This is a genomic window from Martinezella sp. CNPSo 3795 (assembly GCF_057784475.1).
In genome coordinates, this window is sequence record NZ_JBXSOQ010000007.1 from 98206 (window position 1) to 115094 (window position 16889).

Sequence of the window (16889 nt, forward strand, 5' to 3'; positions counted from 1 at the left end):
TGGCAGCCCACTTTACAGCGGCTTGCCTGTCAATATCGTTAAGAATTTGAAGGTTTTGATCAGGTCTTCACTTTATGGCGGGATACCTCTGCACCGGCATCGTGCGGCAGGCTGATAAAACGCAATGCGGAGATGCCACCGATAAGGCCAACGATGAGGAAAGCCCAGCGAAAATCGACAAGCGAAAGCGTTTCCCCACCATGAATCGTGCGCGAGAGATTGAGAACCGCAGCAGCGACGGCAACGCCAAGCAGCAGTGAAACCTGCTGCAGCATGCTCGACAATGTGGAGGCGGAGCTGCGCTGCGCGGCATGGATATCGGCAAACCCCAGCGTATTCAGCGCCGTGAAATTCATCGACCGCGAAAGCCCGGCAATGAATAGCAGGCAATATATCAACAGCTCCGGTGTCGACGGAGACAGAAACGCGCATCCGGCAATGCTGGCCGACGAGATCAGGCCGTTGACGACGAGCACGTTGCGGAAACCGAAGATTCTCAACATCTGCGTGGTGATCGCCTTCATGCCGAGATTGCCGGCGAAATAGAAGAGCAGATAGGTGCCGGCATCGATCGTCGTGCGCCCGAAGCCGACCTGGAAGAGCAGCGGGATCAGGAACGGCGTGGCGTTGATCGCCACACGGCTCGCCGTGCCGGCCGAAAGCGTCGACATGGCGAAGGTCTGCACCTTGAAGGCGGAGAGATCGAGCAAGGGCCCATCAACCGTCATAAAATGCCGGGTGGCGATGATGGAAAACACCACGCCTGCAGCGATCAACCCGATGCTGGGCGCCAGCCCCGTCGTGCCCTGCACCACGAATTCAAGGCCGGCAAGCAAAAATGTCAGCCCTGCCGCCGATTGCAGGAAGCCGACGAAATCGAGGCGGGCGACCTTTTCCTCCCGCTGATCCGGCACGAAGCGCAGGACGAGACCCAGACCGATAATGCCGATCGGGATATTGATCAGGAAGTTCCAATGCCAGCTGAGATAGGTGGTGATGAAGCTGCCGAGGACGGGGCCGATGACAGGCGCCGTCAGCGCCGGCCAGGTGATCATCGACATCGCATGCACCAGATCGGACTTGCGCGCGTTTTTCAGCACGATGATGCGGCCGACAGGCGTCATCAGCGCGCTGCCGACACCCTGCACGGCGCGGGCAATGATGAACTCGGTCAAATTCCCCGAAAGACCGCAGAACAGCGATGCAACGGTGAAGATGGTGATCGACGCCAGGAACACCCGCCGTGCACCGTAGCGATCGCCAGCCCAGCCGGCCAGCGGCACGAAGGCGGCCATGGTGAGAAGATAGACCGTGATGCCGATGCTCATCGACACCGGCTCGACTCCAAAGGTTGTCGCCATCTGCGGCAGCGAGGTGGTGACGATGGTGCCGTCCAGGATCTGCATGAAGAAGGAGACGGCGACGACGAAGGCGATGATGCGGGACTGCCGGCCGAAACTTGCTTCGGAAGGCTCTTCTATGGTCCTGGCAACGGTCATGAGATGAAATTTCGGATATTGGCGTTCAAGGAAGCCGAGTACTCCCGGCAACAATCATACGATCATTGAATACGCCCATCATGGCGGCTTGCAAAGCCACAAACCCAGACGTCGCCATCAAAAATTGCCACGGTGACATAAGAACCGCGATTCGGAAGGGCCAGTGCAGGGTACTCACCCGCAAAGCGCCGAGGGCGTCAATCGTCCGAGTAACGCTGCTCCCGCCAGGGATCGCCATACATGTGATAGCCGTTCTTCTCCCAGAAGCCGGCCCTGTCGGCACCGATGAGCTCGATGCGGTTCAGCCACTTGGCGCTCTTCCAGAAGTAAAGATGCGGCACGACGAGACGCATCGGGCCGCCATGCTCGCCGGTCAGCGGCTGGCCCTCCCAGGCGGTGGCCAGAATCGCATCCTCAGCCGCGAAATCCGCAAGCGGCAGATTAGTAGTATAGCCGTCATAGCTCGTCAGCAGCACATGCTGCGCCTCCGCCGTCGGCATGGCGAGATCGAGGAGATCGCGCGTCGAAACCCCTTCCCAGCGATTGTCGTAGCGTGACCAGGTCGTCACGCAATGGATATCGCTGACACGGGTGCTTTGCTCTATCGCCTGGAAAGCGGTCCAATCGAGGCTGAGTCGATTTTCCACGAAGCCGATTACATCGAGCCGCCAGCTCGACTGCGAAATCTGCGGCTGGACGCCGAGATCCAGCACCGGCCAGTTCTTCACGAGATGCTGCCCCGGCGGCAGCCGCTCCGTCTCCGGCCGGCTGATACGCCCCGTCAGAAACTTACCCTCCGCCGCCCAGCGGCGCTTGGAGGTCGTGAGCTTGCTATCGGCGGGGATTTGATCGTCGCTCATGCGGCTATCCTCTCTGCTGCGCAGAAATAGGATAACCGACCCGGGCGGGTGTCAAGTCAAGGAACGGCAGATAGCTGACTATATTGCCGCGATGGCGATATGGAACAGCTGCCCCTTGCCCGAGATCGAGTGCCGCCCGGCGCTGTCGTTGGAAATCAAAAGGCAATCGCCCGCATCAAGCGCCATGCCATCGACCGCGGCATTGCCGCGATGGCAAAGAACCAGATTGATCCCGGTCTCCAGTGCAACTTCCCCCTTTCCGTCAACGGCGACACGCCGCACCGAATGCGTAAAACGGCCCCGCCGCGTCATGACATTGAGATCGGTGATCGTGCCATCGATCAACGTCGCTGAGGTCGGCGCGTCGGCTGCAAAGGGCAGCGGCTCGCTCGCCTGCGTCAGGCGTTCGGGCGCGCGCCCCTCGATGAAGAGGGTCATGCCCTCGCCATCGAGAATGGATAGTGTGCGATCGATGCCGGGAAAGACCGAGAACGGCCCATCTGTGGCAACAGTCGCCATGCTGACGCGCCAGTCGAAGTCGGCAAGCCCGGCGCCGTCGGGCGAAACGGCGATCTCCACCGTTTCGCCGCCGCCGTTTTTCCAGGGCATGCGCTTGTGGTCACTGGCGCGCAGCAGCTTCATCTTAGTTCCCCAGGATGGCCGGCAGGCGCAGGCCCTGCTTCTTGGCCCAGTCGAGCGCGATGTCGTAACCGGCATCGGCGTGGCGCATGACGCCGGTCGCCGGGTCGTTCCAGAGAACGCGCTCCAGGCGCTTGGCCGCATCATCCGTGCCGTCGGCGCAGATGACCATGCCGGAGTGCTGGGAAAAGCCCATGCCGACGCCGCCGCCATGATGCAGCGATACCCAGGTGGCGCCGGACGCGGTATTGAGCAGAGCGTTCAGGAGCGGCCAGTCGGACACGGCGTCCGAGCCGTCCTTCATGGCTTCCGTTTCGCGGTTCGGCGAAGCGACCGAGCCGGAGTCCAGATGGTCGCGGCCGATGACGACGGGCGCCTTCAGCTCGCCGTTCCTGACCATTTCGTTGAAGGCGAGGCCGAGGCGGTGGCGATCGCCGAGACCGACCCAGCAAATACGCGCCGGCAGACCCTGGAAAGAGATGCGCTCGCGCGCCATGTCCAGCCAGTTGTGCAGGTGCTTGTTGTCGGGCAGCAGCTCCTTCACCTTGGCGTCGGTCTTGTAGATATCTTCCGGATCGCCCGAGAGAGCAGCCCAGCGGAACGGACCGATGCCACGGCAGAAGAGCGGGCGGATATAGGCCGGCACGAAGCCCGGGAAAGCGAAGGCGTTTTCGAAACCCTCTTCCTTGGCAACCTGGCGGATGTTGTTGCCGTAGTCGAGCGTCGGTACGCCGGCATCCCAGAAGGCGACCATGGCTTCGACATGCACCTTCATCGAGGCACGGGCGGCGGCTTCGACGGCCTTCGGGTCGCTCTCGCGCTTGGCCCGATGTTCGGCCACCGTCCAGCCGATCGGCAGATAGCCGTTCAGCGGATCGTGGGCGGAGGTCTGGTCGGTGACGATATCCGGACGCGGGCCACCGGCCTTCATGCGCTTCACCAACTCAGGGAAGATCTCGGCGGCATTGCCGAGCAGGCCGACGGACTTGGCTTCGCCAGCCTTCGTCCACTTGTCGATCAAAGCAAGCGCTTCGTCGAGCGTCTTCGCCTTTTCGTCGACGTAGCGGGTGCGCAGGCGGAAATCAATGCGGGTTTCGTCTGATTCGACGGCAAGGCAGCAGGCGCCGGCCATGACGGCCGCCAGCGGCTGTGCGCCGCCCATGCCGCCGAGACCACCCGTCAGGATCCACTTGCCCTTGAGATTGCCGTTATAGTGCTGGCGACCAGCTTCGACGAAGGTTTCGTAAGTGCCCTGCACGATGCCCTGCGTGCCGATATAGATCCACGAGCCGGCCGTCATCTGGCCATACATGGCAAGGCCCTTCTTATCCAGCTCGTTGAAGTGATCCCAGGTCGCCCAATGCGGCACGAGGTTGGAATTGGCGATCAGCACGCGCGGCGCATCCTTGTGGGTGCGGAACACAGCGACCGGCTTGCCGGACTGCACGAGCAGCGTCTCGTCTTCGTTGAGCGTCTTCAGCGTCGCGGCGATACGGTCGAAATCGTCCCAGGTGCGGGCAGCGCGGCCGATGCCGCCATAGACGACCAGCTCGTTCGGGTTTTCCGCAACGTCCGGATCGAGATTGTTCATCAGCATGCGCAGCGGCGCTTCGGTCAGCCAGCTCTTGGCGTTGAGCTCCGGACCACGAGGCGCGCGGATTTCGCGGATATTATGGCGTGGGTTGGTCATGTCACATCTCCAAGGAGGGCAGGATGTCGGTTGAAATCGAGGCATTGAGCGCGCCGGAGCCGATAAGTTCGCTGGCGGCTTTCAGGTCGTTTGCCATGTAGCGGTCCTCTTCCAGCGACGGCACGGCGGCACGGATGGCGGCAATGGCAAGGGTCAGTTCCGGGCTGGTCGTCAGCGGCGCGCGCAGCTCGACGCCTTGGGCGGCAGTCAGCGCTTCGATGCCGATGATGCCGAAGAGGTTTTCGGTCATTTGCAGCAGGCGGCGCGCGCCATGGCAGGCCATGGAGACGTGGTCTTCCTGGTTGGCCGAGGTCGGGGTCGAGTCGACCGAAGCCGGATGCGACATCTGCTTGTTTTCGGACATCAGCGCCGCCGAGGTCACTTCGGCAATCATCAGGCCGGAATTCAGGCCCGGCTTCTTTGCGAGGAAGGCCGGCAGGCCGTAGCTGAGCGCGGGATCGACCAGCAGCGCGATACGACGCTGGGCGATCGCGCCGATTTCGCAGACAGCGATGGCAATCTGGTCGGCGGCAAAGGCAACCGGCTCAGCATGGAAATTGCCGCCGGAAACGACGGAATTATCCGAAAGCACCAAGGGATTGTCGGTGACGGCATTGGCCTCGACTTCAAGCGTGCGGCCGACAGAGCGCAGGAGGTCGAGGCAGGCGCCATCGACCTGAGGCTGGCAGCGGATGCAATAGGGATCCTGCACACGCTCGTCGCCTTCGATATGGCTTTCGCGGATCACGGAACCGGCCAGCAGCCCGCGAAGGGCTGCGGCGGAATCGATCTGCCCCTTATGGCCGCGCAGCGTATGAATATCGGGATGGAACGGGGCGGAGGAACCCATCGCAGCATCCGTCGACATCGCACCGGTGATGAGAGCGGCCTGGGCGGCACGATGGGCGCGGAAGAGACCCGCAAGCGCAAGACCGGTCGAGACCTGCGTACCGTTAATCAGCGCCAGCCCTTCCTTGGCGGCGAGCACGACCGGCGTCAGGCCGGCCTTTTCGAGCGCCGCCGCGCCGGAAAACCGCTCGCCGGCATAAAAGGCTTCCCCATGCCCCATCATGACGGCGGTCATATGCGCGAGCGGCGCGAGATCGCCGGACGCGCCGACGGAACCCTTTTCGGGAATGACGGGAACGACGCCCTTTTCGAGCATGCCTTCGATCAGCCGCACCAGCTCCAGCCGAACGCCGGAGGCACCCCGCCCGAGCGAAATGAGCTTCAGCGCCATGATGAGGCGAACGACGTTTTCAGGCAGCGGCTGGCCGACGCCGCAGCAATGCGAGAGGATGAGATTGCGCTGGAGCGTCGCGACATCGGCGCTGTCGATCTTGATCGATGCCAGTTTGCCGAAGCCGGTGTTGATGCCGTAAACCGGCGCATTGCCGGCAGCGATTTCGGCAATACGGGCGGCTGCTTTGGCGATGCCGGCATCGAAGGACGCATCGAGCTTAGCCGGCTCACCGCTCCAATAGATCGTCGCCAGCTGCTGCAGCGAGACGGAACCCGGATGGAGAACGACAGTCATCGGTTGAACCTCTTTCCCTTGAAGACATGTGCATGGAGGGGATTGAAGCCGATACGGTAGACAAGCTCCGCCAGGCTTTCGACATCCCAGATGGCAAAATCGGCCGACTTGCCGGCCTCGAGCGTCCCCGTTTCACTCAGAAGACCAAGGGCACGCGCGCCTTCGCGGGTGGCGCCGGCGATGCATTCCTCGACCGTCAGGCGGAAAAGGGTGGCCGCCATGTTCATGGTCAGCAGCAGCGAGGTCAGCGGCGAAGTGCCGGGATTGGAGTCGGTCGCAATGGCGATCGAGACGCCCGCTTCACGCAGGGCCTGAACCGGCGGCTTCTGTTTCTCGTTGATGGCATAGAAGGCGCCGGGCAGCAGCACGGCAACCGTACCCGCCGCAGCCATCGCCTTGACGCCATCCTCATCGAGATATTCGACGTGATCGGCTGATAAAGCACCATAGGAGGCGGCAAGCTTGGCACCGCCGAGATTGGAAAGCTGTTCGGCATGCAGCTTCACCGGAATACCGAGCGACTTGGCAAGATCGAAGACGCGCGCGATTTCCGCCGTCGAAAAGGCGATGCCTTCGCAGAAGCCGTCGACGGCATCGACAAGACCTTCGGCATGGGCCTGGCTGAGGCCCGGCAGCACGACGTCAGTGATATAGTCGCCATTACGACCTTTATACTCCGCTGGCGTCGCATGCGCGCCGAGATACGAGGTGACGACGCGAACCGGGCGGACTGCCTCCAGCTTGCGCGCGGCCCGCAGCATCTTCAGTTCGGATTCAATGTTGAGGCCGTAACCTGACTTTACTTCGATTGTCGTTAGGCCTTCGGATAGCAGCGTATCGAGGCGCGGCAAGGCCACAGCGACAAGCTCATCCACCGACAGCGCCCGCGTTGCATTGACAGAGGAGACGATACCGCCGCCGGCACGGGCGATTTCTTCGTAGCTCGCGCCTTCCAACCGCATTTCGAATTCGCGGGCGCGATTGCCGCCATAAACGATATGCGTATGGCAATCCACGAGCCCGGGTGTCACCCAGCGCCCTTCGAGGTCGATGCTTTCGGCGCCCGATGTATCGGGCAGATCGGCTTCGCTGCCGGCAAAGACGATACGGCCGCCCTTGGTCAGGATCGCGCCCTTCTCGATAGTACCGAGCCGGGCCTCGCCCTCTTTCAAGGTTGCAAGGCGAGCGTTGCGCCAGACGCGGCTTGCCGTATCGCCGTCCTTGCCATCTTCGGAAAAATTATTCCCACCCATCAGCTTTACGCCTTTCCTCGTTGGCTCATAATGTATATACATAATCGAAAGGCTGACAAGAGGGATTTTGGACTCCATGTCCGAAAGGAAAGGGTGAGACCATGACGAGACTTCATGCACGCTCGGTACTGCTTGGCGACGGATGGCACGAGAATGTAAGGCTGACCCTCGAAGGCGGCCGCATCGCCGAGATCGCGACCGATGTCGCTCCCGAAGCCGGTGACGACAGGCAGGATGTTCTGGTTCCGGCGATGCCGAACCTGCACAGCCACGCCTTCCAGCGCGCCATGGCCGGCCTTGCCGAAGTCCGCGGCCCGGCCAATGACAGCTTCTGGAGCTGGCGCACCGTCATGTACAAATTCGCTTTGTCGATGACGCCGGACCATGTCGAGGCCGTCGCCGCACAGCTCTATATGGAAATGCTCGAAGCCGGCTTCTCCCGCGTCGGTGAATTCCACTATTTGCATCATGACAAGGATGGCAGCCATTATGCCAATATCGCCGAGCTGGCCGAGCGCATTGGCGCCGCCAGCTCCGAAACCGGCATTGCGCTGACGCTGCTGCCCGTCTTCTACGCTCATTCCGGCTTCGGCGGTGCCGCTCCCATCGACGGCCAGCGCCGCTTTATCAATTCGATCGAGAGCTTCGAAGCCCTTATGGCCGGCTGCCGCCCGGTCACGAGCCGCCTGCCTGGCGCCGAACTCGGCATCGCGCCGCACAGCCTGCGGGCCGTGACACCGGAAGAGCTGGCAAAGCTCGTGCCGATCGCCGGCGATGGGCCGATCCACATCCATGTCGCCGAGCAGGTGAAAGAAGTGGAGGATTGCATCGCCTGGTCGGGTGCCCGGCCGGTGCAATGGCTGCTCGACAATGCGCCTGTCAATGAGCGCTGGTGCCTGATCCATGCCACGCACATGACCGAGGATGAGACGCGGCGCATGGCAAGAAGCGGCGCGATCGCCGGCCTTTGCCCGATCACTGAGGCCAATCTCGGCGACGGCGTGTTCCCGGCACCGCTATTCTTGGAGGAAGGCGGCCACTACGGCGTCGGTTCCGATTCCAATATTCTCATCTCCGTGCCGGAGGAGTTGCGGCAGCTCGAATATTCGCAGCGCCTGGCGCTGCGCGCCCGCAACGTCATAGCCACGACGGGCGGTTCGACCGCCCGCATGCTGTTCGACGGCACTCTGGCGGGCGGTGGCGCGGCTCTCAAGGCACCGGCCGGCCTCGCCGTCGGTAATCACGCCGATATCGTTTCGCTCGATGTAAGTGCGGTACCCTATCTCTCCGGCGACCGTATTCTCGATCACTGGACCTTCGCCGGCGGCGTCACCGTGGGCGGCGTGTGGGCCCTGGGTAAAAAGCAGGTGGACGGGGGCCGACATCTGAGGAGAGAGGCAATCACCACGCGATTCCGCAAGGCGATGGCTGAACTTATCGGTTAAAAACCGCTTTTCCTCCCATCGATTGACCCCTAAATAACTTGCGGGAAATCCCATGTCTCACACGGAACAGATGGGTGGCATGACCACGAGCAAAGAGGCGACCCTCCATCAGCGCATCTTGAGCGATATCGAGGGCCGGATCGTTTCCGGCGCCTGGCCTCCAGGACATCGCATTCCATTCGAGATGGACCTGGCGGAGCAGTATGACTGCTCGCGCATGACGGTAAACAAGGTGCTGACCCAGCTTGCGCGTGCCGGCCTGATCGAGCGGCGAAAGCGCTCGGGCAGCTTCGTCACGCATCCGCAGGCACAATCCGCCGTGCTTGAGATTCACGACATCAAGTCCGAGGTCCTGTCACTCAATCTGCCCTACTCGCACAGGCTGATAAAGCGTGCCGAGCGGCGTGGGCGGCCGGAGGACGCGCGCAGGCTGCAGTTCGTCGGCTCTATCCCGGTGATAGAGATCACCTGCATCCACTATGCCGGTCCGCGCCCCTTCTGCCTGGAAAATCGCGTCATCAATCTCGACGCGGTGCCGGAAGCGGCGAAGGCAGACTTCGAAACGCTGCCGCCAGGCCCCTGGCTCCTCAACCAGGTGCCGTGGAGCACCGCCGAACATCAGATCCGTGCCATATCGGCCGAAGGCGACGCCGCCGCCAATCTCGATATCCAGAAGGGTGCGGCATGCCTCGTCGTCGAACGGCGCACCTGGAGCGCCGCCGGTCCGATAACCCATGTCCGCCTCACCTATCCCGGTGATCGTCACAGCCTTGTGGCGCGCTTTACGCCCGCAAGCTGACCATTCCCGGCGCCAACTTAGGGGCGCTGCGGCGACTCTGTCGGCGGCGGAATGAGGCTATCGGATTGCCGGACAGGCTGGGCAGGATCGACCAGCAGGATACTGAGCGCAATCAGAACCAGTGCCAGAATCAGGAGGATTCCGATCAAAAGCGGACGAATCGCGGTCATTTCGTTCTCCAATCTCCCCAGCCCAGCGACAAGCGCGATAGGGAATTCGAGATAACCAGCGCAGTCTAACGGTAAACGTTAAGCAATGCTTGATGTTCTGCGAAAAAATGGGCCTTTTCCAGGAATTTCTGCCCGCGCCGAACGGGATGGCAATCTCACGCTTGTTTGAATGGCGGGTGATGGAAGCGGCGCATAGGATCGCGATGTAGACGGCTTCGAAGCCGCCCCGCGGCTTCCGTCGACCAATTCCAACCTTCTTATCAAGCACGACCGGCGCATCGCGCGGCCGATATCTCAAGGGAGACCCCACCCATGGATCGCAAACGTCTGATCGCGGCTGCGCTGACGCTCTCCGTCGCCATGCTTGCCGCGTTGCAAAGCGCCGAGGCTGCCGAGCGTGTAAGGGTGCGTGGCACCGTGGAAAGCCTCGATGGCGACACGCTCAAGGTCAAGTCCCGCGACGGCAAGGACGTGACAGTCGCGCTGAAATCCGGCTGGAACGTCGGTGGCGTCGTCAAGGCTGCCATCAGCGACATCAAACCCGGCGACTTCGTCGGCATCGCCTCGCAGCCGACCGACAGCGGCATCAACGGCGCGATCGAAGTTGTCATCTTCCCGACCTCGATGAAGGGAACCGGCGAAGGCGACCGCCCCTGGGATTCAGCGCCGAACAGCTCGATGACCAACGCCACGGTCGCCAATGCCGTGACGTCCGTCAGCGGCCCGACATTGACCCTCACCTACAAGGGCGGCGAACGCAAGATCAAGATCCCGGATGGCACGCCCGTCGTGACTCTGACGTCGGCAACGAAAGCAGATCTGAAGCCCGGTGCCGGCGTCTTCATCACCGGCGAGCAAACCGGCGAAACCACCGTCTCTGCCGATCGGGTTGCCGTCGGCCTCAACGGCACGGTGCCGCCGATGTGATCGCTTCGATCCTGTAACTCCTTTTCCCTTGTCGATGTCGGCGAACGACTGATACGCCGTGTCGTCGGCTCGACGCCATATGACGACGGCCGATAGTTATTCGCCGACATGCAGCATGGCCTCGGCCAACGAAATGTCCGACTTGATCTCCCGCGTCGACATCGACGTCACGGTATGCCGGACGCCCGGCAGCCGGTTGAGCTCCTGCCGAAGCAACCGGTCGAGCGCCGCCATATCGGTCGCCAGAATATGCAGGAGATAATCCGCCTCGCCCGTTGTCGCATGACAGCGCCAGATCAGCGGATGGCGGCGTACGGCGGCTTCGAAGGCATCGAAGCGCTCGACATCGATCGACACCTGCACGAAAGCCTCCAGCCCGAAGCCGAGCTTGGCCGGGTCGAGAAGCGTCCTGTATCCCCGGATCACACCCGCTTCCTCGAGCGCTTTTACGCGCTTCCAGCATGGCGTCTTGCTGAGACCGGCCAGATCGGCAAGCGCAGCAAAGGAGAGGCGGGCATCAGCTTCCAGCGCGGTAATGATCTTACGATCTAAGACATCTAACTCCATCGTTCTCTCCATAGCCGCACAGATGATCAATCGTACTCTATTTTTTCCGAAATGGATGACAAATAGGAACAATGTTCAAGCTGAATTTCGTATCCTTGAAAGCGAGCAAATATGCTGGACGGCCGAAGGCCGGAACAAAGGGGACGAAGATGCAGAAGAAAGACTATTACGCGCGCATCGAGGCGCCCGAAATGCGCGACTATGGCGTCTACCTGCAGTGCGACAAGCTACTCGCCTGTCAAAAGCCGTTGAACGGCATGGTCAACGGCGACGAACTGCAGTTCCAGATCGTCCATCAGGTCGAAGAACTCTGGATGAAGCTGATGGCCTATACGCTGGTCGATGTCATCGGCTTCATGGAGGAGCGCAACACGCATCGCGTCGTGACCCTTATGGGACGCGTGCACCGGATCATGCGCATGATGACGACCCAGCTCGATCTTCTGGAAACCATGTCCCCGAAGGAATATCAGCAGATTCGTCTGCAACTCGGCAATGGCAGCGGCCAGGAATCGCCCGGCTTCGGGTTTCTGCTGCGCATGCCACCGGATCTCTGGCACGCCTTCAAGGCGAACTATCTCGATGCCGCCGGCCTGACGGTCGCGGATATCTATGACGATAAATACGATCACGGCGACAGCTACGTGGTGGCCGAAGCGCTGGTCGAGTATGACGAACTGTTCCAGAAATTCCGCGCCAATCACATCTATCTGATCCAGCGTTCCATCGGCCTCGGCTCTAAATCGTTGAAAGGTCGTCCCGTGGAGCTGCTACAGGCCGGCACGCGCCATCGCTTCTTCCCCGATCTGTGGGATATTCGCCACGAAATGACCGATCGCTGGGGTGGCCAATATGGCGTCGTCCGCGATTCCATTTCCAAGCACGACGCCGCCGAATAGGTTCTGACCGGCGACCGTCTTCCGCCGCTTCGGTGGCGGAGGGCCGCCCGGACAAGATTAAGCGAGCTGCGCCAAGCCTCAGCACTCACGCTCTAAGACGCATCGGCCCGCCAGGGCAAAAGACACCGTCTCGCCGCTCGCAACCCCCTGGTTGATCCAACCTTCCCTTCACAGACGCAGGCATTACCAGCGCCGCCCACCCCGACACCCGTCTCCTAGGTCTTTGATTTTGTGCATGTCGTTGTCGCAAAACCGCTGCACACTTTTGCGCGACATGCTTTAGGACCGGCAGGCCACAGCCTCGGCCGGAAGCGATGCAATGACCATTGAAATATAGCCTATTGCATAATTTTGTTATCGGTCATATTTATTTAGTAGTCTCATAGCACGATCCTCCCGGAGCCCCGCATGACGCAAGTTCAGGAAGCTGCAGTACAGGGGCGCGCATGGCAATTTGCCAGCCGCGACGAGGACGATCGTCCGAGCCTTCCCGAAGTCAATGCCACAGTAAAGGTTCCTCACGGCGGCAGCTGGATTCGGCGCTTGATTGCTTTCGTCGGCCCCGGTTACATGATCTCCGTCGGCTATATGGACCCCGGCAATTGGGCGACCGATCTCGCCGGCGGCGCGCAGTTCGGCTATACGCTTCTCACCGTCATCATGCTGTCGAACCTGATGGCGATCCTGCTGCAGGCGCTTTCCGCAAGGCTCGGCATCGCCACCGGCCGTGATCTCGCCCAAGCCTGTCGCGATCACTATCCACGGCCGGTCAATCTGGCACTGTGGTTCGCCTGTGAACTCGCCATCATTGCCTGCGATCTTGCCGAAGTCATCGGTACGGCGATCGCATTGCAGCTGCTCTTCGGAATTCCGCTGATCGGCGGCGCGCTGATCACCGCGCTCGACGCATTTTTGTTGCTGCTGCTGATGAGCAAGGGCTTCCGCTACCTCGAAGCTTTCGTCATCGCGCTGCTGACCGTCATCGCCATCTGTTTTGCCATCCAGATCGCCGCGGCCGCACCGCCAGTGGCCGCGATCCTCCAAGGCTTCATCCCCTCGTCCGAAATCGTCACCAATCACGAGATGCTCTATATCGCCATGGGCATCATCGGCGCGACGGTCATGCCGCACAATCTCTATCTGCATTCCTCCATCGTCCAGACCCGCGCCTACAAACGCACTGAAGAGGGCCGTCGCGATGCGATCAAATGGGCAACCATCGACAGCACCGTCGCCCTCATGCTGGCGCTCTTCGTCAATGCTGCAATCCTGATCGTCGCAGCTGCCGCCTTCCACACCAGCGGCCATTCCGACGTCGCCGAGATCGGTCAGGCCTACGAGCTGTTGTCGCCGCTGCTCGGCCTCGGTATCGCCTCCACCCTTTTTGCGATCGCGTTGCTCGCATCCGGCCTCAACTCGACCGTAACGGCGACGCTTGCCGGCCAGATCGTGATGGAAGGCTTTCTCCGGCTCAGGATTCCGCACTGGGCAAGGCGACTTTTGACCCGCGGCCTCGCAATTATTCCGGTTGTGTGCGTGACCGCCATTTATGGTGAAAAGGGCACTGCGAACCTGCTCGTGCTGAGCCAGGTCGTGCTATCAATGCAATTGCCCTTTGCCGTCATTCCACTGGTCCAATTTGTCACGAATCGCGAGAAAATGGGCAGTTTCGTCATCCCCAGAAGCATCGCGGTTCTCTCGTGGATAGTTGCCGCGATCATCCTGGCGCTGAACTTCAAACTGCTCTACGACACCATCTTCGGTTGACGAATCATCTTGAACGCGCAAATCTCGCCCTGTGGATGATCACGGCAGTTAACCGACTCGTAATATTTGCCTAGATTTTGCCATGATTTGCCCTAGTTTGGGCCCACCGCAATCTGCAGGGTTCCTCACTTCATGGCCGAAAGTCCATTGCGCGTTCAATTTCCTGCAGAGGCTGCGATCCAGGCGCGGCCGCATCACGATTTTCATATTCCCTTTCTGCCGCGCTCTGCCCATCTTCGCCACCTGATCGTCATCGGTCTCGCAGGCACTGCTTCCTTCGGCCTGCTCGCCACCGTGCTCTATCCCTTGCTGGCGCGTCACACGATCGAACGGGCGACGCCGGTGCGCACGGCCCAGCTCGCGCGCTCTCAACCAGCCATGCGCAAAGCCAGCCGGCTGGCTGCAAAACAGCGCTTCGACGGCGCCCGCTTTGCGCAGGTGGCCGAAAAATTATCCAGCGGCGAAACCCGCATTTTCACCTATCATCGCACGACGCTGGTCTTCAAATCCGACGAAACCGCCCTGGCGCGTGACAGCGGAGGCGCCATCAGTGCCTCCTATGGCGACGAGCGAGCCGACAATGTGGCATTTTCGCCGCCTTCGCTTTCCGATATCCGCCACGGCATCTATCCGCAGACCACGCATTACGATGCCGTGCGCCGCTCTCGCTTTCCGGTTCGCGGCGTGCCGCTGAACGTCAGCGTAGCGCGCGCGACGACCGGCGAAGCCGGGCGCGAGTTCCACAGGCTCGTATCCATGCCGAAGGACAAGCAGGATCTTCAGGATATCCTGGCGTCTGCCGGCCTCGGCAGCGACGCCGGCGACGAACTGCAGCGCGCCCTGGAGACCGATACCGTTTCCCCCGGCGACAGCCTGGAACTGCTGCTAGAGAAAAAAGGCCCCAATGCCCGCCCGAAGCTGATCATGGCGCGCCTTAGCGGCGACAAGACGCCGGAGCGCGTCGTTGCCCGCGATGATGCCAATGGCTTTGTTCCGATGGCCAATGACAGGCTGTTTTCCACGCTCTACAGCGAAAGCCAGGCCGAAGCTCCATCCTCGACGGAGGTCGCCGCGGTCGATTTGAAGGGTGTCGACGAGAGCGACGAGCGGGCAGTCAGCGACAAGCTCGAAAGAGCCGGCCTCACCAAGGAATATGCCTCGCAGCTCATCAAGCTCGCTAAGGCCAAGGGCATTTCTCTCACCAGCATCGACGATGCTCCCGACAGCGTCGACCTGCTCTTCCGCAAGGCGGAAGACGGTCGCACCGAACTGATGTTCATCGAATTCCATGCCGACGGCGACACGCATCGTTTCTATCTGCATAAGAATGAAGGCGAAGGCCCCTCGGAATTCTACGATGAGAGCGGCCACTCGATCGCGAAGTCGCTTGTGCACCGGCCCGTGCCGAATGGCACGCTTGGTGACGGCTTTGCCTGGCGCATCCATCCCATTCTCGGCGTGAAGAAATTCCACAACGGCGTCGATTTCCGTGCGCCGATGGGAAGCCCTATCCAAGCCGCCGGCGACGGCGTCGTCGAAAAGATCTCCTGGGAAACCGGCTACGGCAAATATGTCCGCATCCGCCACGACGGCGGCTACGAGACCACCTATGCCCATATTTCGGCAACGCCGTCGGATCTTCGCGTCGGCCAGCGCGTCACCCAGGGCCAGGTCATCGCCTATGTCGGCTCGACGGGCTACTCCACCGGCCCGCATCTCTATTACGAACTGCGCGTCAACGGCCGTTACGAAAATCCGCTGACAGCGCAATTGCCCGCCGGCACCAATCTGACCGGCAAGTCGCTCGACAGCCTGCGCTCACAGGTCAACCATGTCGAGAACATCATGAGCTACCTCGACGTTCCGCCGGCTCGCAGCAATCCCTCCGCCCCCTTCGCCAACTTCGAGCAGGGGCCGAGCTTCGGGCCGAATTCAGGATCGGACTTCGGACCGAATTTGGGACCGGGCTTTGGGCCGAGCCATTTCGGCGCGCCGTCTCCATAAGCCAGCCAGAAATCCGCACGAATGTCCTTCCCGATCCTTGCAAACCCGATTCCCGCGGGCGGCAATGGCGCCTCGATGCCGAATGCGATAACAATCCTTCTGTATTTCGCCATGGAGAAGATATCGCCGCGCGCCATCTGACGCGATGCCGGATATCCTCACATGGTAACCTGCAAGGAGCAGAAATTGGCGCGCAAGCCGTTGCCGGAACCAAAACCCATGCTGCCGAATGAAAGCAGGCGTCTGCGCGCAGATGCGCGACGCAACTATGGCAAGTTGATCGAAGTTGCAGCACAAGCTTTTGCCAGCCACGGCACCGCCGCCTCCCTGGAAGACATAGCTCGCCGCGCGGATGTCGGCATTGGCACGCTCTATCGCCATTTTCCGAGCCGGGAACACCTGGTGGAAGCGGTTTATCATCACGAAGTCGAAGCACTATGCGATGCCGCCGAAGAACTTTCACGCGAGCGCCCACCGGATGAAGCTCTGGAGGAATGGATGCATCGCTTCGTCGGTTACATCGCGACGAAGCGGGGCATGGCCGACAGTCTGCGCATCCTTTTCAACAGCAATTCCAAGCTCTTCGCCGACAGTTACGGCAAGGTGCCGGTCGCGCTCGCAAGTCTCATCGACCGCGCAGTCGCCGCCGGCGCGATCCGCACCGACGTCGACAGTACCGACGTGCTGCAGGCACTTTCCGGCACCTACTCCATGCCCGATTCACCGGAATGGTATGACCGATCCCGCCGCCTCGTACGCCTCCTGATGGATGGCCTACGCTGGGGGGCCTTGAAAACGCCGGGGTCGCAAGGGACCTGATAATCGGCAGAATG

General features: G+C 61.3%; 15 protein-coding genes. 7 read left to right on the top strand and 8 right to left on the bottom strand.

Features of this window, described 5'->3' with window-relative positions:
* Positions 1-59 precede the first annotated feature (59 nt).
* From AC13QY_RS20005 to hutI, 6 genes are all read right to left on the bottom strand, one after another.
* Positions 60-1499, bottom strand: coding sequence for an MFS transporter (locus tag AC13QY_RS20005; protein WP_488493852.1), 1440 nt, complete (start codon positions 1497-1499; stop codon positions 60-62).
* Positions 1500-1696: 197 nt separating this feature from the next.
* Complete coding sequence (locus AC13QY_RS20010; protein WP_488493853.1) at positions 1697-2359, bottom strand: sulfite oxidase-like oxidoreductase; 663 nt, start codon at positions 2357-2359, stop codon at positions 1697-1699.
* 78 nt (positions 2360-2437) lie between these two features.
* Positions 2438-3001: a HutD/Ves family protein gene (locus AC13QY_RS20015; protein ID WP_488493854.1), complete on the bottom strand. Its 564-nt coding sequence runs from the start codon at positions 2999-3001 to the stop codon at positions 2438-2440.
* A gap of 1 nt (position 3002) precedes the next feature.
* Positions 3003-4688 carry a urocanate hydratase gene (hutU, locus tag AC13QY_RS20020; RefSeq protein WP_113331567.1) on the bottom strand — a complete coding sequence of 562 codons (1686 nt, stop codon included), beginning with the start codon at positions 4686-4688 and terminating at the stop codon, positions 3003-3005.
* A 1-nt stretch (position 4689) separates the two neighbouring features.
* Complete coding sequence (gene hutH, locus AC13QY_RS20025) at positions 4690-6225, bottom strand: histidine ammonia-lyase (RefSeq protein WP_488493855.1); 1536 nt, start codon at positions 6223-6225, stop codon at positions 4690-4692.
* A complete protein-coding gene (gene hutI, locus AC13QY_RS20030; RefSeq protein ID WP_488493856.1) occupies positions 6222-7478 on the bottom strand; it encodes an imidazolonepropionase in 1257 nt (418 codons plus the stop codon). The genes hutH and hutI overlap by 4 nt, the downstream gene beginning before the upstream one ends.
* Positions 7479-7579: 101 nt before the next feature.
* Between hutI and AC13QY_RS20035 the strand changes: the two genes are divergently transcribed.
* Complete coding sequence (locus AC13QY_RS20035) at positions 7580-8923, top strand: formimidoylglutamate deiminase (RefSeq protein WP_488493857.1); 1344 nt, start codon at positions 7580-7582, stop codon at positions 8921-8923.
* Positions 8924-9002: 79 nt separating this feature from the next.
* On the top strand, positions 9003-9722 hold the full coding sequence (hutC, locus tag AC13QY_RS20040; RefSeq protein WP_113331602.1) for a histidine utilization transcriptional repressor HutC: 720 nt from the start codon (positions 9003-9005) through the stop codon (positions 9720-9722).
* 17 nt (positions 9723-9739) lie between these two features.
* Here the strand turns inward: hutC and AC13QY_RS20045 are convergent, their stop codons facing one another.
* The gene (locus tag AC13QY_RS20045) at positions 9740-9892 is read right to left on the bottom strand and encodes a hypothetical protein (protein ID WP_173002556.1); all 153 of its coding nucleotides are present in this window, start codon (positions 9890-9892) and stop codon (positions 9740-9742) included.
* Between the two features lie 312 nt (positions 9893-10204).
* On the opposite strand from AC13QY_RS20045, the gene AC13QY_RS20050 reads away from it, so the two are divergent.
* On the top strand, positions 10205-10819 hold the full coding sequence (locus AC13QY_RS20050; protein WP_488493858.1) for a single stranded DNA-binding domain-containing protein: 615 nt from the start codon (positions 10205-10207) through the stop codon (positions 10817-10819).
* A 96-nt stretch (positions 10820-10915) separates the two neighbouring features.
* Here AC13QY_RS20050 and AC13QY_RS20055 read toward each other — a convergent pair whose 3' ends face one another.
* Complete coding sequence (locus AC13QY_RS20055) at positions 10916-11386, bottom strand: Lrp/AsnC family transcriptional regulator (protein WP_488493859.1); 471 nt, start codon at positions 11384-11386, stop codon at positions 10916-10918.
* A 149-nt stretch (positions 11387-11535) separates the two neighbouring features.
* On the opposite strand from AC13QY_RS20055, the gene AC13QY_RS20060 reads away from it, so the two are divergent.
* From AC13QY_RS20060 to AC13QY_RS20075, 4 genes are all read left to right on the top strand, one after another.
* Positions 11536-12285: a tryptophan 2,3-dioxygenase family protein gene (locus tag AC13QY_RS20060; RefSeq protein WP_069611656.1), complete on the top strand. Its 750-nt coding sequence runs from the start codon at positions 11536-11538 to the stop codon at positions 12283-12285.
* A gap of 408 nt (positions 12286-12693) precedes the next feature.
* Positions 12694-14052, top strand: coding sequence for an Nramp family divalent metal transporter (locus AC13QY_RS20065; RefSeq protein WP_488493860.1), 1359 nt, complete (start codon positions 12694-12696; stop codon positions 14050-14052).
* Between the two features lie 132 nt (positions 14053-14184).
* The gene (locus AC13QY_RS20070; protein ID WP_488493861.1) at positions 14185-16056 is read left to right on the top strand and encodes a peptidoglycan DD-metalloendopeptidase family protein; all 1872 of its coding nucleotides are present in this window, start codon (positions 14185-14187) and stop codon (positions 16054-16056) included.
* 162 nt (positions 16057-16218) lie between these two features.
* Positions 16219-16875 carry a TetR/AcrR family transcriptional regulator gene (locus AC13QY_RS20075; protein ID WP_113353759.1) on the top strand — a complete coding sequence of 219 codons (657 nt, stop codon included), beginning with the start codon at positions 16219-16221 and terminating at the stop codon, positions 16873-16875.
* The last annotated feature ends 14 nt before the right edge of the window (positions 16876-16889 follow it).

What these genes read in the sequence shown, in the direction of transcription:
- hutH (WP_488493855.1), bottom strand. Translation starts at nt 6,225, where the DNA reads ATGACTGTCGTTCTCCATCCGGGTTCCGTCTCGCTGCAGCAGCTGGCG.
- AC13QY_RS20015 (WP_488493854.1), bottom strand. Translation starts at nt 3,001, where the DNA reads ATGAAGCTGCTGCGCGCCAGTGACCACAAGCGCATGCCCTGGAAAAAC.
- AC13QY_RS20070 (WP_488493861.1), top strand. Translation starts at nt 14,185, where the DNA reads ATGGCCGAAAGTCCATTGCGCGTTCAATTTCCTGCAGAGGCTGCGATC.
- AC13QY_RS20060 (WP_069611656.1), top strand. Translation starts at nt 11,536, where the DNA reads ATGCAGAAGAAAGACTATTACGCGCGCATCGAGGCGCCCGAAATGCGC.
- hutI (WP_488493856.1), bottom strand. Translation starts at nt 7,478, where the DNA reads ATGGGTGGGAATAATTTTTCCGAAGATGGCAAGGACGGCGATACGGCA.
- AC13QY_RS20065 (WP_488493860.1), top strand. Translation starts at nt 12,694, where the DNA reads ATGACGCAAGTTCAGGAAGCTGCAGTACAGGGGCGCGCATGGCAATTT.
- AC13QY_RS20050 (WP_488493858.1), top strand. Translation starts at nt 10,205, where the DNA reads ATGGATCGCAAACGTCTGATCGCGGCTGCGCTGACGCTCTCCGTCGCC.
- AC13QY_RS20045 (WP_173002556.1), bottom strand. Translation starts at nt 9,892, where the DNA reads ATGACCGCGATTCGTCCGCTTTTGATCGGAATCCTCCTGATTCTGGCA.
- hutU (WP_113331567.1), bottom strand. Translation starts at nt 4,688, where the DNA reads ATGACCAACCCACGCCATAATATCCGCGAAATCCGCGCGCCTCGTGGT.
- AC13QY_RS20005 (WP_488493852.1), bottom strand. Translation starts at nt 1,499, where the DNA reads ATGACCGTTGCCAGGACCATAGAAGAGCCTTCCGAAGCAAGTTTCGGC.
- hutC (WP_113331602.1), top strand. Translation starts at nt 9,003, where the DNA reads ATGACCACGAGCAAAGAGGCGACCCTCCATCAGCGCATCTTGAGCGAT.
- AC13QY_RS20075 (WP_113353759.1), top strand. Translation starts at nt 16,219, where the DNA reads ATGGTAACCTGCAAGGAGCAGAAATTGGCGCGCAAGCCGTTGCCGGAA.
- AC13QY_RS20010 (WP_488493853.1), bottom strand. Translation starts at nt 2,359, where the DNA reads ATGAGCGACGATCAAATCCCCGCCGATAGCAAGCTCACGACCTCCAAG.
- AC13QY_RS20055 (WP_488493859.1), bottom strand. Translation starts at nt 11,386, where the DNA reads ATGGAGTTAGATGTCTTAGATCGTAAGATCATTACCGCGCTGGAAGCT.
- AC13QY_RS20035 (WP_488493857.1), top strand. Translation starts at nt 7,580, where the DNA reads ATGACGAGACTTCATGCACGCTCGGTACTGCTTGGCGACGGATGGCAC.